Genomic DNA, 25414 nt, shown 5'->3' on the forward strand with positions numbered 1-25414 from the left:
ACTTCCTGTCTAATTAATTCAACATATCCTGTTTTGTAAATACTAAGAACGAAATAATAAGGGAAACAACTGCCCAAACAGTTAAATTCATCAAAGAAAATCCCATTGATAAGCCTTGTAATGCAGGTAATTTTCCTGATAAATAATCCGTTAATGATAAATTCACGCTAAAAATATATTTCGCACCTTCCCAAGATGTTGCGAACGAGCTTAAGATACCGCCTGCAATTAATGCAGCTAGCATAACGCCCATACCAGCTGGTGTATTACGAATTAAAACAGAGACCATAAATGATATAGTTCCGACAACGATAGCAACAAACCAGGCTAGTCCATACGCCATTAAGATGTATTGCCACTGCGGAATCAGATGCACAAAGTTCGTATTTAACGTTTCCTTATCAATGACGAATCCTGTTAAAACAGGTAAATTCCATCCCGAGTATCCGAATACAAGCCCTGATAATATGTAAGCAAACAAACCTACAAGAAACAGTATGAGCGAAATGAAAAATAACATCGTCACGTATTTACTAAGGAGTATTTTCCAGCGCCGAATCGGCCGCGTAAGTAACATCTTCATTGTCCCATCACTTCGTTCTCCTGAAACGATATCAATAGCGACAATCATTACGAGAAGCGGAATAAACAATGTAATTCCTTGTTCAATAAATGCTCTGACAAAAGTCGGTGCACCCGGTGCCATCGGGTTAATATTATGATCTAAATAATATTGTTGTTGCTCAACTCTTACCTTTAACCAATCACGCCATTCTTCTGGCAACCTAGAATTGTTCAATCGGTTCTGAGAATCAACAATTTGCTGTTGCAATGAAACCTTCCAATCAGTTGTACCGAGTCTTTTTTGTGTCGTTTCTATTTCACGATACTGCGCGTACACAAAAAGCGGGATCAAGATTGCTAAAATAAGCATGACAACAAAAATACGTTTCTTACGGTAAATCTTTTCTGATTCATTTAAAACTAGATTCGCAAATTCACGCATGCTGCTCACCCCTTGTGAGTTCAATAAATAAATCTTCTAGCGTAAATACAAGCTCCTTAACGCTATGTACATCTATTTCATTTTCTACAAATTTTTTATTCCAACTACTTATAGATGCAATATCCATGCGGCATAGTAATCGCTCGCCTTTTACACTCACTTCTCTTATTTCCTCGGCCGCTTCTAGCATATCTTTCGCCTTAGAAATTGGTGTAACAATCCATTCTACACGATCACTTGCTGTTTTAATTAATTCTTCAACCTTGGCAACTGTTATCATCTTTCCTTTATGAATAATAGCAACGCGATCGCATATCATTTGCACTTCACTTAGCAAGTGACTTGAAATAAACACGCTCATATTTTCTTCTTTCACAAGCTTATGTATAAATTCCCTAAGTTCTCTAATCCCTGCTGGATCTAAACCATTCGTTGGCTCATCTAATATAAGCAATTTAGGATTCCCAAGGAGCGCCTGTGCAATTCCAAGGCGTTGTTTCATACCAAGTGAGTACGTTTTTACCTTGTCATGAATTCTTTCATCTAAATGAACCATTTCAGCAATTTCAATAATACGTTCATCTGATATATCACCTAACATACGAGCAAATTGCTTTAAATTTTCCCATCCTGTTAAATATGTATACAACTCTGGGTTTTCAACGATACTCCCAATTTGACGCATCGCTTCTCTGAAATTTTCCTCAATCGAATAACCACCGATAGAAATCTTACCTTCTGTCGCCTTAATCAATCCGACTAACATTCGAATGGTAGTCGTCTTTCCAGCACCGTTTGGTCCTAGGAACCCGAATACTTCTCCTTGCTTTACATCAAAGGAAATATTCTCTACAAGAGTCTTCTTTCCAATTACCTTCTTCAAGTCTCGTACGGAAAGTATCGTCGTCATTTTACCCCTCCTTGTTCTAGTTTTAATTTACTTACAACATTTTGAACTAAACGTTCTGCCATATACGTATAACCTACTTCATTCGGATGAAAATGATCAGAGTATAATAAATCTTTCCCGCGGTTTTGGAATAAATCAAATGTCGGTGTAATATACACATTTTTATCGTTTAGCGCTAACTTCTCTAAAGATGCATTCCAGTCCACAACAATGTTTGAAGACCCTTTTAAATCTTCTACATCTTCAAAAGGATTGTATAAACCAAGCCAAAAAATCGGACTATTTGCATTTAATTTACGAATTTCTTCTATAATTTTCTTTGCTTCATTTTGAAACGTTTCTGTATCAGGACGATACGTCTCTAAATCTATTTTCCCGAGCGATTCCCAGCCTGGGAACAAATCATTCCCGCCGATCGTTAACACGATTACATCTGCTTGCTTAATTGAATATTGAGCGCCACTACTTTCAATTTGTTTTAATAAATCGGGCATTTTTGCACCACTAACTGCTAAATTTGTTAATGCAATTTTTTGCTTATAATCTTTTTGTAAATCCTCTTTCATTCGCCCAACATAGCCAATTCCTTCTTTATCACCAACGCCACGCGTTAATGAATCACCTAAACTAACGATTTGTAACGTTCCCGTTTTCTTTTTCTCTTTTGCCACTACATCGGTCTTTTTAATTAAATTTGAAGCTTTCGGATTTAATACATCATTTACACCTGAAACAAAGCCATATGCAAATAAACAGAAAGATGCAATTGTAATGAGTAGAATTACTTTTACTACTTTTGATCTCATATCAAAACCCCTTTTAGCCCTCATAGATTGTCCATAATTATACCAAACGAAATTTTGAAAAGCGATTTTCACACCTTCTCAATTATGTCGTTTCTCTATCTACTAACTCTGGTAATAACTCTATATGCTTCACATCTAATTTCTCTTCATTAATCTTTTCATATAATAATTCAAACGCTTTCACTCCAACGTTTTTACTAGAATGCGAAATCGTCGTTATACCCAATATATCTGCCACCTCTTGATCATCACACCCGATAATCGTAATATCCTCTGGAATACGAAATCCTTGTTTTTTTGCTTCTGTAACCATCCCCGCTGCAATATGGTTACAAGATACAAGGAACGCCGTCGGTTTTACTGACATATGAGCCCATTCTCTAATTACATTGCGTCCATCTTCCACTGTAAAACATCCCTCAAATTTCCAGGTCTCTAACGATGTTACGATACTCTGTTGAAGCGAATCTTCGTACGCCTTCTTTCGTCTTTGGCTATTAACGCTATTACTTCTTCCAATACAATATCCAATACGTGTATGACCGGCATCTATTAAACTTTTCATCCCACGTGAAAATACTTTGTAGTAATCGATATGGACACTTGAAATATACTTCGAATCTATTTCTTCACACATAACAATCGGGCCGAATTTCGTATATTCTTCAAGCTTCTCCTTACTATTTGTCCGAGAACAAATAATAACCCCATCAAGCTTTTTCATTTTTAACATATTTAAAATTTCTAGTTCTCTTTCTTCGCTATAATTTGTCTGGCAAAGCATCATATTATAATTATTCTTTGCTGTTTCTTTTGATATCCCCTCGATAATAGCACTATAATATTGATCATTTACGTGTGGCAATAAAACGCCAATTACATTCGTTTTTCCTTTCACTAAATGAATTGCATTCACGTTTTGCGTGTAATTTAATTCTTCTATAATTGCTAAAATTTCTTTTCGTTTCTGTTCATTTACGTACGGATGATTATTTAGTACACGTGAAACAGTTGAAACAGATACTCCAGCAAGTTCAGCAATCTTTCTTATATTTGTCATCTCATTTTCCCCTTCTCACAAAAATTCTCCCTTGACCTGGTAAGCTTTCCACAATATATCCTTTCCTAGCAAATACATGTAGAAAGGATATACAACTATGCTTCGATTCAAATTAGAATATATATTTTTCATTGGCGGTTTACTCATTCTTGCCATCGGTATTAATATGATGACAACAATTACTTCCTTTGGACTTAGTCCTTATGATTCCTTCTTTATTGCACTATATCAAAATTTTGGGATAAGCATTGGTTTTTGGATTTTCATGATTAACTTTGCCTTTACACTTATCGTACTCTTTTGGAATAAAAAACAAATTACAATCGGTACAATTGTAACGATGGTTCTTATTTCTCTTTTTGTTGATTGGATTGGTTCCATTACAACTATTATGGACGCTATCCGCTCTCTTCCAAAATATATAACACTTATTTGCGGAAATCTATTCGTTGGAGCTGGAATTGGTCTTTACGTCTCTACAAACCTTTGCGCGGCGCCTCAAGAAGCTTTCGTTTTAACGGTTGCTGAAAAGAAAAAATGGACGTTTAGAAGAACAGAGATTTCATTAGCCTTTTTATTTTTAACGTTAAGCTTTTTATTAGATGGACCTATCTATTTTGGAACAATCATCTTATCCTTTACAACAGGCTGGATTATCCAAGCATTTATTCAAGTTGGTACGCAGATTTTAAATAGAAAAGAGCCTATTAAGCAAGCTGCTTAATAGGCTCTTTCTGTTTTATGGTAAGAGATACTACTTAGCATCCCCTTCAATTCGATAGTTCGCTTTCAAACAATCGATTTCTTCATACCCTTGCAACGTATGTAGAATATAATCATAATCAGCAAGAGACGCACGATGCGTTACAATTACAATTTCAGCCTTTCCTTTCTCTTCAAGCGGCATTTGAATAATCTTTTCAAAGCTAACGCCACGCTCAGAGAACAATGAAGTAATTTTTGCAAATACACCAATTTCGTCTTTTACATGCAGTCTTAAAAACTTTTTCACGACAATTTCGTCTGGCTCTTTTAATACTTTTTGATATTGTGGGACTACAGCACTATTTCCTGTTACCCCTAATCTAATATTTTGCATTACAGCAACTAAATCCGAAACAACAGCTGTCGCTGTCGGTAAACTTCCTGCGCCTGGTCCATAAAACATCGTTTCTCCAACTGCTTCACCGTACACATACACAGCGTTATATTCATTTTGTACTGCCGCAAGAGGATGTGTATTTGGAAGTAAAGTTGGTTCAACTGTAACCTCCAATTTTTCACCATCTCGTTTTGCAAGACCGATTAATTTAATTGTATAACCTAAGCTCTTACTGTATTCAATATCTTCCTCTGTAATAGAGGTAATCCCTTTTACTTTCACATCTCCAAGCTCTACATTTGTAGAGAAACCGAGAGTAGCTAAAATCGTCATTTTTCTTGCTGCATCTAAACCTTCTACGTCTGATGTTGGATCTGCTTCTGCAAATCCAAGTTGTTGGGCTTCTTTTAACACGTCGTTATATGCTCTCCCTTCATCTGACATTTTCGTCAAAATAAAATTTGTCGTTCCATTTACAATTCCCATTACTTTCGTAATAAGATCTGAAGAAAGTCCTTCTACGATACTGCGTAAAATTGGAATTCCCCCTGCCACACTCGCCTCATAGAATAAATCAGCCTTATTATCTTTTGCTGTCGCTAATAATTCAGCTCCATGTAATGCCATTAAGTCTTTATTTGCAGTTACAACATGCTTTCCGCTTTTTAAAGCTTGTAAAATATATGATTTTGCATCATCAATGCCACCCATCACTTCGATGACAACATCAATATTTGGATTATCTAAAATTTCATTTGCATCTTGTGTTAATAGAGTAGAAGGTACCTCTACCTCTCTCTCTTTCTCAATGTTTTGCACTAATACTTTCGTTACCTTAACTGGACAACCTACTTGGTGTATGAGTCGTTCTTGATGATCCGTAATAATACGAACCACACCACTGCCAACTGTCCCAAGACCTAATAACCCAACTTGAATTTCTTTCATAGTACTGTCCACCCCTCAAAAATTGTGTTTAGATGAAATTATATGAGTAAAAAATCTGAAAGACAATGTATTTTGAACATTCGGAAAAATATAAGTTAATCTTTACAAGGAAAACGTTGCCACGTGTTACACAATCTTTCTTTACAATATATAAGGGGTTTCTTGATACACGTAATAATTCAACCAATTAGAAAACAATAAATTACCATGACTCCTCCACCTAACAAGCGGCTTTTCATCTGGATTATTATGTTTAAAATAGTTTTTTGGCACATCAATATTTAATCCCTTGTCACGATCTCGTTCGTATTCTTGTTTTAACGTCTCACAACTATATTCGCTATGTCCAAGGGCAAAAACTTGCCTTCCTTCTGGCCCAATAACAAGGTGAACACCTGCTTCTTCAGAGTTTGCTAACAATGTTAATTCTTTCACTTCTCTAATATCATTCTCTCGTACTTCTGTATGACGAGAATGCGGAGCAAAAAACAATTCATCAAATCCTTGTAACAATTTCACATGTTGCTCGCAAACCTCATGTTCAAATACACCGAACATTTTTTCCTTAAGGGGATACTTTGGAACACCATAATGATAGTACAAACCAGCCTGTGCCCCCCAGCAAATATGGAGCGTAGATGTTACATTCGTTTTTGAATACTCCATAATACGTTTAAGCTCTTCCCAATAATCTACTTCTTCAAAAGAAAGAGTTTCAACTGGTGCTCCTGTAATAATGAGCCCATCAAATTTTTCATTTTCAATATCACGAAACGTTTTATAAAAGCTCGTTAAATGGTCCTGCGCTACATTACGAGACAGATGTGATTCCATATGAAGTAAATGAACATCTAATTGCAACGGTGTGTTTCCAATTAAGCGAAGTAATTGTGCCTCTGTATCTTGCTTCGTTGGCATTAAATTTAATATAGCAATTTTCAAAGCGCGTATATCTTGTGTTTCTGCTCGCTCCTTCGTCATTACAAAAATATTTTCTTTTTGCAACACTTTGCGAGCCGGTAAATCTTTATCAATTATGATCGGCATGTGTTTTGCCTCCAACTAGAGCTGCTTCCAAATCTGCAATAATATCAGAAACATCTTCTATACCAACCGATAAACGAATTAAATCAGATGTAACACCAGCTAAACGCTGATCTTCAGCATTTAATTGTCTATGCGTCGTACTAGCGGGATGTATAACGCAAGTTCGTGCATCAGCTACGTGCGTTACAAGAGTTGCTAGTTTTACATTTGCGATAAATTCTTTTGCTGCTTCTAATCCCCCTTTAATACCAAATGTTAAAACCCCACTAGCACCTTTTTTCAAATACTTTTGTGCTAACGAGTAATTTTCATTACTATCTAATCCCGGATAATTCACCCATTCAATACGTTCATGATTAGCAAGCCACTTAGCAACTGCCAGAGCATTTTCGCTATGACGCTCCATTCGTAAATGCAAAGTCTCTAAGCCAATATTGCTAATATATGCATTGAATGGGCTCATACAATTTCCATAATCTCTTAATAGTTGAACACGTGCTTTCACAATATATGCTGCTGCACCAAAGTTTTGAACGTAACTTACACCGTGATAACTTGGATCTGGTTCAACAAGCTCAGGATATTTTCCATTTGTCCAATCAAAGTTTCCACCGTCAATTACAATACCGCCTAAAGAGCTCGCATGCCCATCGATATATTTAGTCGTAGAATGAACAATAATATTTGCCCCATATTCAAACGCTTGGCATAAATAAGGAGTTGCTAATGTATTATCAACGATAAAAGGTACCTCTAATTCTTTAGCGGCAGCTGAAAATTCTTTGAAATTTAAAACATTCATCGCTGGATTTCCTAATGATTCTGCATAGATAAGTTTCGTCTTATCGTTAGCAAGTGCCGTAATTTCATCTGCCGTTAAATTTGGATTAAAGAACGTAACATCAATGCCAAGCTTACGTAAACTCACCCCAAATAAATTAAACGTTCCCCCGTAAACAGTTGAAGAGCAAAGTAAATGATCCCCACTACTACAAATATTTAAAACTGCGAGCATAATAGCTGCTTGCCCAGAAGCCGTTGCAACAGCTCCTACACCGCCTTCTAAATCTGATAACTTCTGCTCAAATGCGGCTAGAGTAGGGTTTCCAATACGCGTATAAATATATCCTTCTGCCTCTAAGTTAAATAGAGCTGCTAAATCATCCGAAGTATCGTATTTATAAGTTGTGCTTTGATAAAGTGGTAAAACACGTGGTTCACCATTCTTTGGCGTATAGCCACCTTGCACACAAATCGTTCCTTTTCCCCATGATTCTCCCATCTCTCATTCTCCTTTCTTTTATACAAAATAAAAAACTGCCCCTTTCCTGAAAACAAGAAAGGAGCAGTTTGAAAACACGCTCTAAAGGCTCTTTCTTATCTCTCAGGATTACTACCTGCAGGATTTGGCACAATTCCGTTATACGGCTGTTGCCAAGGTTTCATCGGGCCTGTCCCTCCACCTTTTCTTGATAAGACTATGCAATTACCGTTGATTTTATAGCAATAATTTCCTAATGTCAAACAGTTTTTCTGAATGTTCTAAAATAAATGTTAACAGTTTCATATAAAGCAACAAAAGAAATATATTCTAGTCTATTTCAAAAAAGACCTTTAAAAAACTCAAATCAGTCTATAAAATTAAATAAGTAATTTAACCTATAAATTCAAATTCTCTAAAATTCAGCCTATATGTTGAATAGGCGGTCCTCTCAAAAAGATACTATATATATTCAATCCATTTTCCACTAGTATATTTCACTTTTTCCCTACTGAGATTTACATAACGGAGGTATAACATGACAAATAAAAAAGATATGCAGTACATACTTGCTCTATATGGCATTCTTCTAGGATCTATAGTAGGAGCTACAGTCTGGTTATTTTTAGTCACAATAAATATTGGAATCCACTTTATTTGGGGATACTTGCCTGAAGTTCTCTCTTATCCCTCTTATTACACCCTTTGCGTAACAATAATTGGCGGGGTCCTCGTTGGTCTATCACAAAAATATTTCGGTATATATCCACGCCTTATGCCTGAAGTGATGACTGAATATAAAAAAACTGGTCGAATCGAATATCGCTTTGTCCATCAGGCTACTTTAACAGCGATTATTGTTTTAATTTTCGGAGCTAGTCTTGGTCCAGAAGCCGCACTAGTTGGAATTATAGGCGGACTGTGCACATGGGTAGGGGATCGCTTTACATTTGCCTTAAAGGGTATGAATGAGCTAACCGAGATTGGAATTGGCGCTACTTTAAGTGTCATTTTTAACGCACCATTATTCGGTTATTTAGCACCGAATGAAAATGAGGGGGAACAAATTGCTGCTTTTTCTAAAGGAAAAAAGGCAATTGTATACTTAGCTACTACTTTCGCAGGTTTTTCTGTTTATTTACTACTGAGTAAACTCGATAATCGTGGATCCTTTATTGTTGATTTCGAGGAAGGTGCACTTTCTTTCAATGAATGGATCGCATTTCTTCCACTTGCTAGTATCGGTGCTATAGTTGGTTTCTTTTATTTCAAGTTAGAATTCACATTAGAGAAGTTAATTCACCCTTTTAGGGAATACAAGCTGACACTCGGAATTATCGGTGGCATTTTATTAGGAATTGCAGGAACTTTTCTTCCGTACACATTATTTTCAGGGGAACATCAATTAAAAGAGTTAGTTGTTGAATGGAGCCATTTATCTTTTTGGATACTACTTCTTTCAGGGATTTTAAAGTTGTGTATTACTGCCGTTTGTTTGAACACAGGGTGGCGGGGTGGACATATCTTCCCAATTATATTTTCTGGGTCAAGTATCGGATACGCTGTAGCATCTATTCTTCCTATAGATCCAGTAGCATCCGTTGCTATCGTAACGACAGCAATTTCAAGCTATGCGTTACGAAAGCCAATAGCTATAACATTACTATTACTTATGTTTTTCCCGCTTAATTTACTATTGCCCATGCTTGGTGCAGCTGCTATCGGGAATGCCTTTCCACTCCCAAAACATAACGAAAATAAAAATTAATAAAAATAGGCAGTGGGGACGAAAGCTCCACTGCCTATTTTTTTATTACACATGCTGCTTTAATAACGCTTCTAACTCCTCAAAATTATGCACTTCATATGTCGGTATAATCCCACTATCATTTAATTTCCTTTCTGGATTAAACCAACAAGTATCAATTCCCGCTACATATCCACCTTTAATATCAGCGCTTAATGAATCACCAATAATCAGCCCTTCTTCAGGTGCAAAGTTAGGAATCCGTTCAAAAACATAATCAAAATACTCTTTCATCGGCTTTTGAAAACCTGTATCTTCTGAAACAAAAACATCTTTAAACAATGAATGTAACCCTGCATTACGCAAACGTTTATCTTGCGTCTTAGAAACACCATTTGTCACTATATACAACTCATACTCCCCTTGAATTTGATTTATAAATTCAAACGCACCTTGCATGAGTTGATTTCCTTCTTCTAAGTAGTTACGGTAATTATTTTCGAATAATATTCCGTCTACTTCTTCTCCATACTCTTGAAACAACAGAGAGAATCGTGTATTTATAACTTCATTGCGTGATAGTTCACCTTTTTCAAAAGCATCCCAAAGACCCTTATTTATTTTTTTATAACGAGCCTCTATCTCGTCTGTTAAAGAGATTCCCTTCTCTTCAAAAAGCACCCGTAAAGCCATTTTTTCAGCCTTTTGGAAATCTAATAATGTATCATCTACATCAAATAGCAATGTTTTATATTTTTTCATAAACTCATCACACTCTCTTTTCTACAAAAACAAATTTACATAAATCGTATCATTCCTTCTTGTAAAGATAATAGGAGATATCTCATACTATAAATAGGGGTGAAAATATGAAAATCAGCAAAAATGAGGAAGAAATTTATCAATACATGCAAATCCATCAATTCCATACCCTATTTTCATTTCATGTCTTGCCATATGTAGAGCTACATTCTTTTCAAACGAAAGAGATGATATGTAGCGAAGGAAATACTCTCCCTTATCTCTATTACTTAATTTCTGGGAAGGCAAAAATATATATGAGTCATAAAAACGGGAAGGTTTCATTAATTAATTTTATTCAAGCACCATCTTTTATCGGGGAATTAGGATTAATAGGAGTAGAAAATATTACTAAGTCCGTTGAAGTACTAGAAGATTGTGTTTGTTTGGCACTTCCTCTTAAAGATTGTCAGCAACTTTTATTACAAGATGCAACGTTTTTACAGCACTTATGCAAATTTATTGGAGAAAAGACAATTACTCGCACTGAAAATTACGCAAAAAACTATAGTTATCCTTTTGAAAATCGATTAGCTGCTTTTATTTTATTAACAGAACAAAATAATTGTTATATAGAAAAGCATACTGAGGCCTCGGAATATTTAAATGTCAGCTACCGTCATCTTTTATATGTATTAAATCAGTTTTGCCAACAAAATTACTTAAAAAAAGACGGAAGAACCTATTACATACGAGATCGAATTCAATTAAAAAAACTTGCTGATGAACTAAAAATATAAAAAAACAGCATTAACGTTTACATGTTAATGCTGCCTTTTCGAGTGACGATTATAATTTTAATTAAAATTTACTTGCTACTTTAGCTGCTTCTTCAAGACCTGCAGCAATGATTTCTTCCGCTTTATCTGGGAATTGGTTATGTCCTTCAATAATTACTGTTTCCATGTTTGTTGCGCCGAAGAAGCCCATCATACTTGCTACATATTTAACAGCCATTTCTACCTCAGCTGCTGGACCTTCTGAATATACGCCGCCTCGTGCATTTAATAATGCAATCTTCTTATCACCGATTAGGCCAACTGGACCCTCTGGCGTGTATTTGAACGTTTTACCAGCACGGTTTAAATAATCAATATATGTGTGTAGCACTGCTGGAATCGTTAAGTTCCATAATGGGAAGCCGAAAACAACTTTATCAGCTTCTAGGAATTGATTTAAATACTTATCAGCAACTGCTACTGCTTTTGCCTCTTCTTCTGTTAAATCAAATCCTTTACCTGCCTTGAATGTACCATTGATCATGTCTACACCTACATATGGTAATTCTTCTTTATATAAATCCAGTTCTACTACTGTATCATTTGGGTGTGCTTCTTTATAGTTTGCTAAAAATGCCTCATATAATTTTACACTAACTGCTTGTTCCGCTGGACGGTTGTTTGCTTTAACGAATAAAACTGTTTCCATTATTTCTTCCTCCTAGTACTCACTCTTATGTTGTTATATGCTTTCAAAAAAGGTATCCCTTGTAATTGTTGTTTTGTTGCTTACAAAAATATTTTATCTTTATATCAAGACAATTTCGTCCTCACATAGACGTATTTTTCCATAAAAAAAGTCCACCTTCTAAAGGCGAACTAGGTCTTACGACTTTTGTCTTATACAATTCCATTTTTCACTGCATATAACGCCGCTTGTGTACGATCGGATAAATTTAATTTACTCAAAATGCTACTTACATGCGCCTTAACTGTCTTTTCTGTAATAACTAAAACAGATGCAATTTCCTTATTGCTCATCCCTTTTGCTAATAGTTGCAACACCTCATTTTCTCTCGCTGTTAGCACATCTACTTGAATAGAAGGTTCTTCTTCCTTTTCTTCTACAGGTAATGTTTGAGAGAGAAGAGCATTTGCTATATCCGGATGTAATTGAATATTACCTTTATATGCACTTCGAATAGCCTCAACAAGCTGATCCGGTTCTACATCTTTTAAAATATACCCACTTGCTCCAGCCCTTAATGCAGGTAACACATGCGCCTGATCAGAAAAGCTAGTTAACACAATTACTTTCACATTTGGATACTCTTTTTTAATATATGCCGTCGCCTCAACACCATCCATTTCAGGCATATATAAATCCATTAATATAACATCAGGATTTGTTTCTCCTACTTTCACTAACGCTTCTTTCCCATTATTCGCTTCTCCAACTAAATCTAAATCTTCCTGTGTGCTTAAGAAAAACGCTAATCCTTTTAAAACAACTGTATGATCATCAACTAACAATACTTTTATTTTCACAAAATTCCCTCATTTTCACATCATAATGGTACATTTACTTTTACGCTCGTTCGTTTATTACTACTTACAATTTTAATTGTTCCACCAACTAATTCTACTCTTTCACGCATCGTAGTCATACCTAGTGATTTCTTTTCTTTTATATTCTTTTCCACAAAGCCCTTTCCTTGATCAACTATTTCTAATGATACATTTTTCTCATTCACTGTAAAATAAATCGTCGCTTCTTTTACACCTGCATGCTTACTTACATTGTTCAGTGCTTCTTGGCCAATGCGCCATAAAGCTTCTTCTACTACACGAGGTAAATCACGAACACCCGTAACTTGCTCCCTAATTTTCAGTCCCAAATTTTCACCGTACTGCTTTAGAGCTGGCAATAATCCTTTTTCTAATCCTGCTGGACGAAGCTGCCAAATTAATGTCCTCATTTCTTTCAAAGCTCCTTGTGCAAGTTCACGCATCTCATGCAAAGATTGATCTACCTTTTCATTTTTACCTTTTAAAACTGCCTCGGCGCCTTTTGTCATGAAGGTTAATGAAAATAATTTTTGCGAAACAGAATCATGTAAATCTCTTGCTAATCGGTTTCTTTCTTCCATTCGTACAAGTTCACGGCGCTGCTCGTTTAACCTCAAATTCTCTATTATTAACGAAACATGGTTTGATAGCGCTTGAATTACATCTATTGTATTAGCATCAAACTCTCCATTATTCAAGCTAACACATAAAACACCAAATATATGGTTTTGAATATGTATTGGCGTAGCAATAACAGTTTGATTTAGATGCACATTATGCCCTATTTGATGTTTTATTAGAACTGGTTCATCTTGCTCTAACGCCTTGTTGGCCGCCTCTTTCACTTCCTCTTGTAACTCTTCCTGAACGTAAGACGCTCGCAGAGATAATTCTTTTTCCTCCCTAATAAAAAGCGCTACTTGATTCCATTGAAATACTTCACCTACGTGATTTACCACCTTTTCAGGTAATACATTAAACTTATGAATCGTTTTTAAATCTTGAATGAAACGCTCTAATTTCACATAATAATGTGCTCTTCTTTTTTCATTTTCATATAATTTTGTTCGCTTTAAAGCCGTACCAATTTGGAAAGCAACCGATTGGAGTAATACTAATTCTTCTTCCGAAAAATGTGTTTTACCCGGACTTGCAACATTTAACAACCCAAATTTTTCTCCTCCAGCTTTTAAAGGAACCGTAGCATGATGAAGAATGCCCTCCGTATCTCCCCAATTATATTCAATTGCATTATTAATTCTTTTACATTCAATAATATTAACGGCTCTCTCTAATTTCCCATCTACAAAACCTCGTAAACACCAACACTCACCTTCGCACATCGGGCGTTTATTTTCATATGTAAGTGCCTCTGGTAATTGGTAATCAATCAACTTCGTATACTTCCCATTTTCATCTGCAAGAAAAATCCATCCTGTCGTTAAGCCTGTCACACTTAGTAATTTCTCTAGGACAGCTTGCAATACATGATACGTATCATTTGATGTATTTAATGTTTCTGCAATTTCCTTTAATATAACTAATTCATTTGTACGATTATCTCGAAACATACTCAGTCTCCTGCATACAAGATTTTAAATAGCTCTTAAAATAAATCATCTACTTTTCACTTTGTACTTATTCGTAACATTGATATAATGGTGAAAACATAGTTTTCATTATATCACTTGAGGGGGCTTTCATAATGACATTAAATAAAGCACTTACTATCGCTGGTTCTGACACAAGTGGCGGTGCTGGTATACAAGCAGATTTAAAAACATTCCAAGAACTTGGCGTATACGGAATGACATCTCTTACAACAATCGTAACGATGGATCCACATAACGGTTGGGCACATAACGTATTTCCAATCCCAGCTTCTACATTAAAACCACAATTAGAAACAACAATTGAAGGTGTTGGCGTAGATGCTTTAAAAACAGGTATGCTTGGATCAGTAGAAATTATTGAAATGGTTGCAGAAACAATCGAAAAGCACAATTTCAAAAATGTAGTAGTTGACCCTGTTATGGTATGTAAAGGTGCAGATGAAGCATTACATCCTGAAACGAACGATTGCTTACGTGACGTTCTTGTGCCAAAGGCATTAGTTGTAACGCCAAACTTATTTGAAGCTTACCAATTAAGCGGTGTGAAAATTAATTCTCTTGAGGACATGAAAGAAGCAGCGAAGAAAATCCACGCTTTAGGTGCCAAATACGTACTAATTAAAGGCGGAAGCAAACTTGGTACGGAAACTGCAATCGACGTCCTATATGATGGAGAAACATTCGAACTTCTAGAATCAGAAAAAATCGATACAACCAATACACACGGTGCAGGTTGTACATATTCTGCTGCAATTACAGCAGAACTTGCAAAAGGAAAACCTGTGAAAGAAGCAGTAAAAACTGCTAAAGAATTCATCACAGCCGCTATTCGTTACTCATTCAAAATTAACGAATACGTAGGTCCAACTCACCATGGTGCATATCGTAAATTCGTTGTATCAAAAGAACTTGTCTAATATATAAATAAAAACACTCACAAGGTTCATACATTGACTCTGTGAGTGTTTTTTATAAGCTTTATGTCTTCTGGTCATCTTATCTTTAAGATGCAGAACTAACCTTATTTCTACCATTTCGTTTCGAGTAGTATAACGCATCATCCGCCGCTTGAATAAATTGCTCTGATGACCCTTCATACTCTGAAACCCCTACCGAAACCGTAATTTTTATTTTTGTTCCATCTAACAATTGAAATGGGTGACTTTCAACAGCTGTACGAATTTGCTCGCCCATACAAATTCCGTAAGCTAATCCCTTATTCGGTATCAAAAGCGCAAACTCCTCTCCACCCTTTCGAAAAGCCAAATCTGGAAATTGTGAAGTTTCTCGTAAAATACATCCTACTTGTTTTAACACTTCGTCCCCTGCAGGATGCCCGTACGTATCATTTACATACTTAAAGTGATCAATATCTATAAGGAGTAAACAAAGCGAATCATTTTTCATGTTCTTATTACTAATATGACAATTCATCTCTAAATCAAACTGTCTTACGTTTCCTAAACCTGTCAATGCATCTATCGTTGCGTATTGTTTCATCTTTTGAAATAACTCATTGGATTGTAAAACATAGTTTGTACTTACGAATGTTATGTAACCTGTAGTAATACTTGAAATTAAATATAGTACAACTACAGATATATCATTAAATAATATATACATCGGTACTATCAAAATAGAAAGGCAGTATACGTGTAACCATACTAACTTTAACGTAATCGAAGTTTGTATTCTTGCAATAAAGATAACACCAATTCCACTTAGTAGAATTGTATAGCAAGCCAATTCGGAAGCTAAAGAGTACTCAGTAAAAATTAGCCGAGTAATTAAAATTATAGTAACTGTTATACTACTAGCTACCGGACCTCCAACTATAATTGCCAAAATAACGGCTAAATAACGTAAATCCAACATAATATCTTCAATGTGTACACCAAAATGCATTAACAGTACACCTAATATTCCAGTAAAAATACCGATTACACACTTCTGCAAAAAAGAGAATCCTTCTTTTAACGGCTTATCTCTTAAAAGCTGACCTCCAACAAAAATAAAGGAAATAATAATTGTTGTATTTACAAATAAGTCCCTTAACATAAAATAATCTCCCTACTTTTCCATCTATCCCCTTCCTCACTTTATTGTATACGAAATCCCTATAATTCCCAAAGTTTTTTGTTTATTTTTTTGCTGTTCCACGTGAAACAGCAAAAAAAATAAAAAGGGCGAAAACTCGCCCTTTTTCATTAACAACAGCGTGATATTTTTCCACCCTTTGCGTTAAATCTTGCTTCTTGTGCCTCAGCAAAAAACTGCTTTTGACATACAATCTCTTCTTCTGGATGATGCTTTTTCATATGCTCTACGTATATTTCATAACTTGGTACCCCAACGAGCAAACTAATAAAGCGCTTCCTTTCCCCCCATACTTGCCACAGCTTTTTAAGCATAGTTCCTCGACTCACTTTCATCTCTAGGAATATATGGTGCCTCTTTTAACGGCATTGGCTTATTTCTTAATACTTGTATCCAAATTCGAAGTGCTGAAATTAACACAGCGATTACAACTATCATAAAAATCCCACAAAGCGCTGCATCGATATAATCATTAAAAATAATTTGCTTCATTTGAGTAACATTTTTAGCTGGTGCTAACACTTTCCCTTCATCTAACGCTCCCTGAAACACCTTCGCGTGAGATAGAAATCCGATTTTAGGATTTTCATGAAATAGCTTTTGATAACCAGCTGTCATTGTTACAATAAGCAATCCCACAGTTGGAATAAGTGTTACCCAAACGTACGCCTTTTTCCCCATTTTGAACAAAATTGTCGTTCCAAGTAATAATGCAATACCTGCTAGCATTTGATTTGCAATACCGAAAAGTGGCCATAATGTATTAATTCCACCGAGCGGATCTATTACCCCTTGGTATAAGAAATATCCCCACCCTAATACACATAACGTTGTAGCTATTACATTAGCTAATGTAGAATCTGTTTTCGCAAACGGCTTATATACATGCCCTAAAATATCTTGAATCATAAATCGTCCTACACGAGTTCCTGCGTCAATCGTTGTTAAAATAAATAGGGCTTCAAAAAGAATGGCAAAATGATACCAGAATGCCATCATCGCCGTTCCACCTATTACTTGTGAGAAAATATATGCCATACCTATTGCTAACGTTGGTGCTCCACCTGTACGTGATAAAATTGTTTGCTCTCCAACATTTACAGCAAGTTCTTTTAATTCATTTGGTGTAATAGCAAATCCCCATGAAGAAATAACTTGAGCTGCCTGCGATACATCCGTACCAATAAGTGCCGCCGGACTATTAATCGCAAAATAAGTTCCTGGCGTTAATACACAAGCTGCAATCATTGCCATCGCTGCTACAAATGACTCCATTAACATTGCTCCGTAACCAATTGGCTGTGCATGTCCCTCTTGCTCAATCATTTTTGGAGTTGTACCAGATGAAACGAGAGCATGGAATCCAGAGACCGCACCACAGGCAATCGTAATAAATAAGAACGGGAATAAATTGCCGGAGAAAACAGGACCAGTTCCATCAATAAATTGCGAAACTGCTGGCATTTGTAAATTGGGTGCTACAATTAAAATACCTATCGCCAATCCAACGATTGTTCCAACTTTTAAAAATGTACTTAAATAATCACGTGGTGCTAATAGCATCCAAACTGGTAATGCAGATGCAATAAATCCATATACAATAAGCATAATAGCAATTGTTTCACCACTAAATGTGAACATACTTGCAAGTGTTGGGTTTTCTGCTACATACTGTCCTCCAATAAGAGATAAAATAAGTAGGATAATACCAATTACTGACCCTTCTCCAACACGACCAGGCCTAATATAGCGCATATAAACTCCCATTAAAATAGCGATAGGAATCGTTGCTGCTATCGTAAACATTCCCCAAGGACTTCCGATCAGTGCCTTTACTACGACTAACGCTAATACTGCTAATAAAATAATCATAATTCCTAAAATACCTATCATTGCAATTAGTCCTGTAACAGGTCCAATCTCATCCTTAATCATTTCTCCTAACGATTTACCATTACGTCTCATCGAAGCAAATAAAATGACAAAATCTTGAACAGCCCCCGCAACAACTACCCCAACAATAATCCAAATGGTCCCTGGTAAATATCCCATTTGTGCTGCTAAAATCGGTCCTACTAAAGGTCCCGCCCCAGCAATCGCTGCAAAGTGATGTCCAAATAATACCCACTTATTTGTCGGAACATAGTCTTTCCCATCGTTTAATGTATGGGCTGGTGTTTGCCGATTATCATCTAAATTAAAAACCTTTCTCGCTATAAATCTACTATAAAAACGATAAGCAACTGCATATACACATACGGCAGCTACTAAGAGCCATACAGCATTAATGGTTTCACCTTGTGATAAAGCTATTACCCCAAAAGCACCTGCTCCTACTGCTGTAATAACGCCCCAAAGTAAGATCGATTTCAATGTCTTCACATACAATTCCCCCAATACTATTTCTTAGTGGAGATTGTACTAAATTTTCTGAATATTTAACTTGAATCCTCCTTATCATGAAGGATTTTCAGTTTATCATGTTAAAATACTCTCATTACCTACTATAATTCAATGTTATTTCGAAGGCGTTTTACATAATTACGACTGACTGGAATCGGTTGCTCATCATACCTATCTAAATACAAATTATACGTGCCATTATAATAAGGTTTCAGTTCTTTTACATATGACATATTAATTAAATAGCTTTTATGCACACGTAAAAAATCATATGCATTTAGCTTATTTTCTAATTCCTGAAGTGTATATGTTGAAATATACTGATTATTCGTTGTGTAAATTGAAACAGTTTTATTTTCTTTATTTTTACTTACATATACGATATCTTCTGGAAGCATATATCGTATACCTTCTTGACTTTCTATCGGTAGTTTCCGCAAATAACTCTTTGCTTTCTCACCTTGTTCTTTACCTATTTTATATAAAAGAAATTGTAAATCTTCTTCACGAAATGGTCGTAATAAATAATAAAATGCTTGGAAACGAAAAGCTGTAATAGATTCCTCTATGTTTTCACCTACAAAAATAAATTTTGTATAGCAATTTATTTCTCGTAATAAACTTGCATATTCAAAACCAGTACCATCTAGTAATTTGGCACTTAAAAAAACAAAGTCTGGTATATGTTTTTTCATCATAAATAAAGATTCTGTTCCTGTCTTTGCTTCAAAACATTCTACATTTCTCATATTTTCAGTGAAATTTTCAGCTAACTCTCTTCTCTCTTCTGCCTCTTCCATGATCAGTAAAATTTTCATTTCTTCAACCACCTAATTCTTTGTCCATATGTCCTGCTGTATACATTCGCTTTTATAAGAAATAATCCCTTTTTCTTACTATACCATTATTTATCTAAAAAAACAGAAAAAAGGAAACCCCTTCGGTTTCCTCTCCCCCTTTATCCTACATTAACTGCCTAGAAAGAGCCGAGTAGTGTAGGGTAATAAACGATCAGGCATACATTTAAAATTTCACTTTATACTAATTCTCTTTGCTTCGTTTCTTGTCCAAGTATTACTACAGCAAATACACCAATTAAAATTGATCCGCAGAAAATCGTAAATATTAATGATAGTGAAGCTTCTGAGGCAACTAAATACCCCACTAATAGTGGCCCAAGAATACCACCAATACGCCCAAACGCTGCTGCCATTCCTGCACCTGTACCACGAATAACGGTTGGATACTGCTCAGGTGTATAGGCGTATAATGCTCCCCAAGCACCTAAGTTAAAGAAGGATAGTAACATACCTGCCACGATTAATACTGTTAATGAATCCGCAACCCCAAACAAATAGGCACTGCAAGCTGTCCCGATTAAATACGTAACCAAAACAAATTTACGACCGAGACGTTCAATAAACCAAGCAGCGGTGAAATACCCTGGAAGTTGAGCTAACGTCATAATAAGTACGTATTGGAAACTTTTTATTAAACTAAACCCTTTTAGCACCATTACACTCGGTAACCAAAGGAACATTCCATAATAGGAAAAGACAACACAAAACCATAGAATCCATAGCATAATTGTTGCTTTACGATATTCCCCAGACCAAACTGATTTTATATTTTCAATAACAGATGGTCTTTTTTCAACTTTTTGGAACCTTGGGGAATCCGGTAAATTCCATCTTAAATATAAAGCATATAGTGCTGGAACTGCACTCAATACCATCGCAACTTCCCAACCATATTTCGGAATAACAAAATACGAGATAAGAGCTGCAATTAACCATCCACCTGCCCAAAAACTTTCTAATAACACAACAATTTTCCCACGCTCATGTGCTTCAACACTCTCTGATACTAGTGTAGAGGCAACCGGAAGCTCTCCGCCAAGCCCCATACCAATTACAAAGCGTAAAACGAGAAACATCGCGAGTGTCGTCGTTAACGCAGTTAAACCACTACCGATAGAAAATAATAATAATGTAATAATAAAGACTGATTTTCGCCCTATTTTATCTGATAGTATCCCAAAAATAAGCGCTCCTACTGCCATACCGATTGAGTTAATACTACCTATCCAGCCCATTTCCTGGCTCGTTAATCCCCAATCCTTTTGCAAGGCTACCATTACAAATGAAAGCATTCCAACATCCATTGCATCAAATAGCCATCCAAGCCCAGCTATACCAAGTAGTTTGCGCTTCGAAATTTCTTTTACCTTGCCCACTAGAAGTCCTCCTCACACAGGTGTCTTTACACATCATTTTACATGTGTGAATTGTATAAGTAAAATACTTTTGTGTAAAAAATTTCTCCTTCATCATTCCCAAAAAGTAAAACGTCTATCCCGATTGGTGAGGGCTAATAATCAGTAGGAATGCCTCACTGATTAAAGTTTCAATTTATTAAAAATGAACAAATAAAAAAAGCAGCGATATTTCGCTACTTTTTCGAACGCATTACTTCTTTTAAAAATTCCGCTAATACTAACTGACGACGCCAGCGTGTTGGATTACTGCATAATCTATAAAACCACTCTAAATGAATCGCTTGAATCCATTTTGGTGCACGTTTTACTTCTCCAGCCCATACGTCTAAACTTCCACCCACTCCAACAGCCATTTTCGTTTCTAAACGATGCTTATTGTTTTGGATAAAGTTCTCTTGTCTCGGGAAACCGAGTGCAACAAGTAATAAATCTGGTTTTGCTTCTTGAATGCGAGAAATAATATTCTCTTCGTCTTCTTGTTTAAAATAACCATCTTGTGTACCGGCGATGGATACAGCTGAATATGTCTTTGTTAAATGATCTGCTGCAGCTTGTACAACATGTGGCTTTGCACCTAATAAGAAAACAGATACTGGTTTACTATCTTCTGATAACTTCGCAAGTAAATTACACATTAAATCAAAACCTGCTACACGCTCTTTTAAAGGTGTACCAAGCATACCACTTGCCTTTACAACCCCAATACCATCAGGTGTAATTAAATCTGTATTCAATAATGTTTGATAGAACTTTTCATCCTTTTTTGCGCACATAACAATTTCAGGATTTGCTGTTACTACCTGAAACGTATGAGTTCGTTCCGCTTCTAGTTGTTCTTTTAAATATTGGACCGTTTCATCCATTGTCATTGTAGAAAAAGGAACGCCTAGAATATCAACTGTTTGTACTGCCATAGTTAACTATCCTCTCTATCATTACAAGTTTTTCGCTATTAATTGCTTATATGTTTCTTTTGTATCTTCATATAGTTTTTGAAGTGAGAAGTTCATAGTAGCATGCTCATAAATATGTTTACCCATTGCTGCTAATTCTCCCGTTTTCCACTTATCATACGCTTCTTCTAAAGCTAATGCTAATGTCTTTCCATCACCTGTTGGCACAATCCATCCGTAAGTTTCATCTACGATTAATGGCTCAATTTCTCCAGCCCTAGTCACAATTGATGGTACACGTTGGTTTGCCGCTTCTAATAAAACTAGTGGGAACCCTTCACTATGGGAAGTTAATAAATTTACATGTGACGACGCAAATAATTGTTTTACATCTTGACGATGTCCTAAAAACTCTACTTTATCGTTAATCCCTTTTTCAGTAGCTAATGACTTTAGATTTTCTTCTAATGGGCCATCGCCAACTAATAATACTTTAATTTTCTCTAATTTTGTTTGTTGTAACGCATCGAATAAAACTTCATGTCCTTTGACGGGATGTAATCGTGCTACTTGGATTGCCGTAAATACATCTTCATCAATATTGAACATTTCTTTTTTATTATAGCCTTCTGCTTTTTCCTGATCGTATTCAATTCCATTATAAATAACATGCATCTTGTCATTTGAAATGCCTAATGCTGCCAAGCTTTTTTTCAATCTATTTGTTACAACGAAAAATAAGTCTATATTTTTTAAGGCTTTCAAATTTAATTTCGTAAAAATCCAACCTTTTAAGCCCTGTTTAGTAAAGTCTTGAAATGGATCACTATGAATAGTCGTTACCCATTTTGCCTTTATTCTCTTTTTCATTAAAGAAACATAGAAATTAGCCCTAGGACCATGTGTATGAACTACATCAAATTTTTCTTTATTAATAAATTCACTTATATTCTTTAAAATGGATAAATCATAGCGCGATTTTTGTGAAAACACATGGACTTTTATCCCTAACTCCCTTGCTTCCTTCGCAACAATTCCATCTTCAAATACTGCTAATTCTACTTCACCAGTTGGAAACTGATCGAGAAGTGAAATAATATGTGTTTTCCCCCCCCCATCTTCTGCTCCTGCATTCATATGCAATATTCTCATATTTTTTCCTCCTTTAAATCCTCGCTACGTTTCCATCTATTTTTATTTTACTGTACTAAAAAATAAAAGCTAACAAAAGTTAGCTTTTATTTTTATCATTCAATTTCTAGGTCTACTATTAGATAAGCTAACACCACTACAAAGTAAATTCCAACTCCTGGTGCTGTTAAAATATGTCCTGCAATATAAGCAATACCTAACGCTAACAATAAGCTTGCTGAAATCATTCCATATTTTATATTAAATATGTCCTTAAATCTCGTAGCAAATGCTAGTAGAATTCTTAGCCCGTAATAAATAAATGGAATCATTAGTAATACAAAGCCAATAATCCCGAAATCGTAAAACCAATCATGGAAGTCCATTTCAATTAGTTTTGGATCTGGCTGCTTTTGTTCATTGTATTTAAAGTTACCTGCATAACCCATTCCTAATAACTTTTGTGACATTGGCGCTTCTTTAAAGAACTGCTTATGTCTTTCTTCATATACTTGACGTCCACTGAAAATAAGGTTTTCTTGATTTTCTTTCTTTTGCTCTTTCTCAAGTTCTTTCTTAACTTCCTCTTCTATCTTCGCCTTTTCTTCTGGCTTTTCAACTTTATGATGATTTTCTTCTTTTGCTTTAAGTTCTTGTTCTTTTTTCAACTTATCTTTAATTTCTTGTTCTTTTTGGCCTTGCTGAGCCACATTTTGCTCTGATAAATAATTATTATGAATGCCCATATTTTGTGCTAATGGTGTTTGTTTAAACGTCCCAACTACACCAGCTAATAGGACAATAGCAATTACTGCGTTAAGTGCAAGAGATTTTTTGTTCGGATTTTTTCTATTAAATAATAATTGTAGTACAATGATCCCGATTGCTGCTGCCAACGTAGCACCAATTGAGCCCATTCCTACTTTTGTACCAACTTGAATTAATGAGTAAATCATTAAAAGTGATGGAATCCAATATAAAATATGTTTCCAGCTCTTTGTTTTTTGAATAGAATATAGTACCACAATAGGGAAAATAATAGCTAAGATTGAACCTAGTTCATTCCCTGCATAGAACCAACCTCGAGAACCAACCTTCATCCATTCATAACTACCAAAGTCAGTAGATGTTGAAATAGAAATAACCATAATTGCGTTAATGATTAATGTAGAATATACAATACTATTTCGAACCTTATCACTAATATTAACTTTCGTTTTCAATGATTTTAAAGCTAAAATGTATGATCCCAGCATAATATATATATATAATGCTTTCGCAACGAATTTAACTTCTTCACTAAGTACAATAGGATCCTTAACTAGTTTGTTATTAATAAATCCTATCCCTAAAACGCCGGCTAATAATATAAGATAAATTAAAAACTTTCTATTTTCCTTCTCTTTTGCCTGAATTAAAATGTAAATACCACCAACAGCCATAATAAGGAATCTTACTAAAATTCCAACGGTAGCATTTGACTTTAATAAAGTGATGCTAAGAGACGTTAATAAATCTAAAACAGGCTGTAAAATAATAAAAAAGAGCAAAAAATGCTCAAATCTAACCCTAGCTTGATTTGCTAACATTCCAAGACCTCCATACAAAATCTTAACATTATCTTTTAATCATAATTTATTATCGTTAAAACACACCTAGCAATTATAACATAACTCATATTTAAATTGAGAACTTATTTTTATGCCGAAACTAACCAAATTCAGCTTAAGTAGTGCTAGAAAACATTATCCTTTAGCTATTCTTCCCTATCTCTATAAAAACTATCTAACACTCTTCCACTTATTATCAGCATTATAGTAACATTTTTTAATTTATTTATAAGTATATAAAATTTAATAATTACATACAAACACCCACTCGGCTATCCTACAACTAAAGATTAACCTTGCTTCGTTTTCTCCTAAGCATTTTCAAACGCTTTCTTTATGTATTTTATCCGTTTTTATACATGTAACGAAAAGTAATTGTTATTTCCAATACTTTAGTGTATATTTTTTCTCTG

The 25414-nt window shown here is 35.3% G+C and carries 23 protein-coding genes and 1 riboswitch; of the genes, 4 read left to right on the forward strand and 19 right to left on the reverse strand.

All coding sequences use genetic code 11. The annotated features are described in order from the left end of the window. Positions 1-13: 13 nt before the first annotated feature. The 4 genes from AC1Q51_RS17625 to AC1Q51_RS17640 are packed head-to-tail and all read right to left on the reverse strand — an operon-like array spanning position 14 to position 3782. The gene (locus AC1Q51_RS17625; RefSeq protein WP_090978319.1) at positions 14-1006 is read right to left on the reverse strand and encodes a DUF2705 family protein; all 993 of its coding nucleotides are present in this window, start codon (positions 1004-1006) and stop codon (positions 14-16) included. After that, positions 999-1916: an ABC transporter ATP-binding protein gene (locus AC1Q51_RS17630; protein WP_090978321.1), complete on the reverse strand. Its 918-nt coding sequence runs from the start codon at positions 1914-1916 to the stop codon at positions 999-1001. The genes AC1Q51_RS17625 and AC1Q51_RS17630 overlap by 8 nt, the downstream gene beginning before the upstream one ends. Further along, a complete protein-coding gene (locus AC1Q51_RS17635; protein WP_015055217.1) occupies positions 1913-2794 on the reverse strand; it encodes an SGNH/GDSL hydrolase family protein in 882 nt (293 codons plus the stop codon). Before AC1Q51_RS17635 ends, AC1Q51_RS17630 begins: the two co-directional genes overlap by 4 nt. Before the next feature lie 10 nt (positions 2795-2804). Then, the gene (locus tag AC1Q51_RS17640; RefSeq protein ID WP_053563286.1) at positions 2805-3782 is read right to left on the reverse strand and encodes a LacI family DNA-binding transcriptional regulator; all 978 of its coding nucleotides are present in this window, start codon (positions 3780-3782) and stop codon (positions 2805-2807) included. Positions 3783-3879: 97 nt separating this feature from the next. On the opposite strand from AC1Q51_RS17640, the gene AC1Q51_RS17645 reads away from it, so the two are divergent. Then, complete coding sequence (locus AC1Q51_RS17645; protein WP_000943411.1) at positions 3880-4506, forward strand: YczE/YyaS/YitT family protein; 627 nt, start codon at positions 3880-3882, stop codon at positions 4504-4506. Between the two features lie 30 nt (positions 4507-4536). Here the strand turns inward: AC1Q51_RS17645 and AC1Q51_RS17650 are convergent, their stop codons facing one another. From AC1Q51_RS17650 to AC1Q51_RS17660, 3 genes are all read right to left on the reverse strand, one after another. After that, positions 4537-5832, reverse strand: a complete 1296-nt coding sequence (locus AC1Q51_RS17650; RefSeq protein ID WP_000659109.1) for a homoserine dehydrogenase — start codon at positions 5830-5832, stop codon at positions 4537-4539. Between the two features lie 141 nt (positions 5833-5973). Next, positions 5974-6879: a homoserine O-acetyltransferase MetA gene (metA, locus tag AC1Q51_RS17655; protein ID WP_001121531.1), complete on the reverse strand. Its 906-nt coding sequence runs from the start codon at positions 6877-6879 to the stop codon at positions 5974-5976. Beyond that, positions 6863-8161 carry a bifunctional O-acetylhomoserine aminocarboxypropyltransferase/cysteine synthase gene (locus AC1Q51_RS17660; RefSeq protein WP_000504786.1) on the reverse strand — a complete coding sequence of 433 codons (1299 nt, stop codon included), beginning with the start codon at positions 8159-8161 and terminating at the stop codon, positions 6863-6865. The genes metA and AC1Q51_RS17660 overlap by 17 nt, the downstream gene beginning before the upstream one ends. Before the next feature lie 92 nt (positions 8162-8253). Continuing rightward, positions 8254-8358, reverse strand: a riboswitch (SAM riboswitch). Between the two features lie 320 nt (positions 8359-8678). Between AC1Q51_RS17660 and AC1Q51_RS17665 the strand changes: the two genes are divergently transcribed. Next, positions 8679-9908, forward strand: coding sequence for a chloride channel protein (locus tag AC1Q51_RS17665; RefSeq protein ID WP_100910522.1), 1230 nt, complete (start codon positions 8679-8681; stop codon positions 9906-9908). Positions 9909-9953: 45 nt separating this feature from the next. On the opposite strand, the gene AC1Q51_RS17670 is transcribed toward AC1Q51_RS17665, so the two are convergent. Continuing rightward, positions 9954-10649 (reverse strand): YjjG family noncanonical pyrimidine nucleotidase, encoded by a 696-nt coding sequence (locus AC1Q51_RS17670; protein WP_090978327.1) that lies wholly within the window; start codon positions 10647-10649, stop codon positions 9954-9956. Positions 10650-10756: 107 nt separating this feature from the next. On the opposite strand from AC1Q51_RS17670, the gene AC1Q51_RS17675 reads away from it, so the two are divergent. Further along, the gene (locus AC1Q51_RS17675) at positions 10757-11428 is read left to right on the forward strand and encodes a transcriptional regulator YeiL (protein WP_000703310.1); all 672 of its coding nucleotides are present in this window, start codon (positions 10757-10759) and stop codon (positions 11426-11428) included. Positions 11429-11489: 61 nt separating this feature from the next. Here the strand turns inward: AC1Q51_RS17675 and AC1Q51_RS17680 are convergent, their stop codons facing one another. The 3 genes from AC1Q51_RS17680 to AC1Q51_RS17690 form a co-directional block, all read right to left on the reverse strand. After that, the gene (locus AC1Q51_RS17680) at positions 11490-12116 is read right to left on the reverse strand and encodes an FMN-dependent NADH-azoreductase (RefSeq protein WP_089172051.1); all 627 of its coding nucleotides are present in this window, start codon (positions 12114-12116) and stop codon (positions 11490-11492) included. 191 nt (positions 12117-12307) lie between these two features. Next, positions 12308-12955 (reverse strand): response regulator, encoded by a 648-nt coding sequence (locus AC1Q51_RS17685; protein ID WP_071713913.1) that lies wholly within the window; start codon positions 12953-12955, stop codon positions 12308-12310. Positions 12956-12975: 20 nt separating this feature from the next. Then, complete coding sequence (locus AC1Q51_RS17690) at positions 12976-14547, reverse strand: GAF domain-containing sensor histidine kinase (RefSeq protein ID WP_000488132.1); 1572 nt, start codon at positions 14545-14547, stop codon at positions 12976-12978. Between the two features lie 134 nt (positions 14548-14681). Here AC1Q51_RS17690 and pdxK point away from each other — a divergent pair, with 134 nt between their 5' ends. Next, entirely contained in the window at positions 14682-15506 is an 825-nt protein-coding gene (gene pdxK / locus AC1Q51_RS17695) for a pyridoxine/pyridoxal/pyridoxamine kinase (RefSeq protein WP_000174259.1), read from the forward strand. 85 nt (positions 15507-15591) lie between these two features. Here the strand turns inward: pdxK and AC1Q51_RS17700 are convergent, their stop codons facing one another. The 8 genes from AC1Q51_RS17700 to AC1Q51_RS17735 form a co-directional block, all read right to left on the reverse strand. Then, positions 15592-16647: a GGDEF domain-containing protein gene (locus AC1Q51_RS17700; RefSeq protein WP_000942876.1), complete on the reverse strand. Its 1056-nt coding sequence runs from the start codon at positions 16645-16647 to the stop codon at positions 15592-15594. 149 nt (positions 16648-16796) lie between these two features. Next, on the reverse strand, positions 16797-17000 hold the full coding sequence (locus tag AC1Q51_RS17705) for a YbdD/YjiX family protein (protein ID WP_000914502.1): 204 nt from the start codon (positions 16998-17000) through the stop codon (positions 16797-16799). Next, positions 16993-19068, reverse strand: a complete 2076-nt coding sequence (gene cstA / locus AC1Q51_RS17710; RefSeq protein ID WP_016513279.1) for a carbon starvation protein CstA — start codon at positions 19066-19068, stop codon at positions 16993-16995. Before cstA ends, AC1Q51_RS17705 begins: the two co-directional genes overlap by 8 nt. A 122-nt stretch (positions 19069-19190) precedes the next feature. After that, complete coding sequence (locus tag AC1Q51_RS17715; protein ID WP_492331621.1) at positions 19191-19907, reverse strand: LytR/AlgR family response regulator transcription factor; 717 nt, start codon at positions 19905-19907, stop codon at positions 19191-19193. Positions 19908-20125: 218 nt separating this feature from the next. After that, complete coding sequence (locus tag AC1Q51_RS17720) at positions 20126-21325, reverse strand: MFS transporter (protein WP_000521106.1); 1200 nt, start codon at positions 21323-21325, stop codon at positions 20126-20128. A gap of 215 nt (positions 21326-21540) precedes the next feature. Further along, the gene (locus AC1Q51_RS17725; protein ID WP_000290751.1) at positions 21541-22281 is read right to left on the reverse strand and encodes a WecB/TagA/CpsF family glycosyltransferase; all 741 of its coding nucleotides are present in this window, start codon (positions 22279-22281) and stop codon (positions 21541-21543) included. A gap of 21 nt (positions 22282-22302) precedes the next feature. Continuing rightward, a complete protein-coding gene (locus AC1Q51_RS17730) occupies positions 22303-23412 on the reverse strand; it encodes a glycosyltransferase family 4 protein (protein WP_001221224.1) in 1110 nt (369 codons plus the stop codon). Positions 23413-23507: 95 nt separating this feature from the next. Beyond that, complete coding sequence (locus tag AC1Q51_RS17735) at positions 23508-24980, reverse strand: O-antigen ligase family protein (protein ID WP_000880753.1); 1473 nt, start codon at positions 24978-24980, stop codon at positions 23508-23510. Positions 24981-25414: the final 434 nt, after the last annotated feature.

Source organism: Bacillus sp. MT94 (assembly GCF_058792475.1).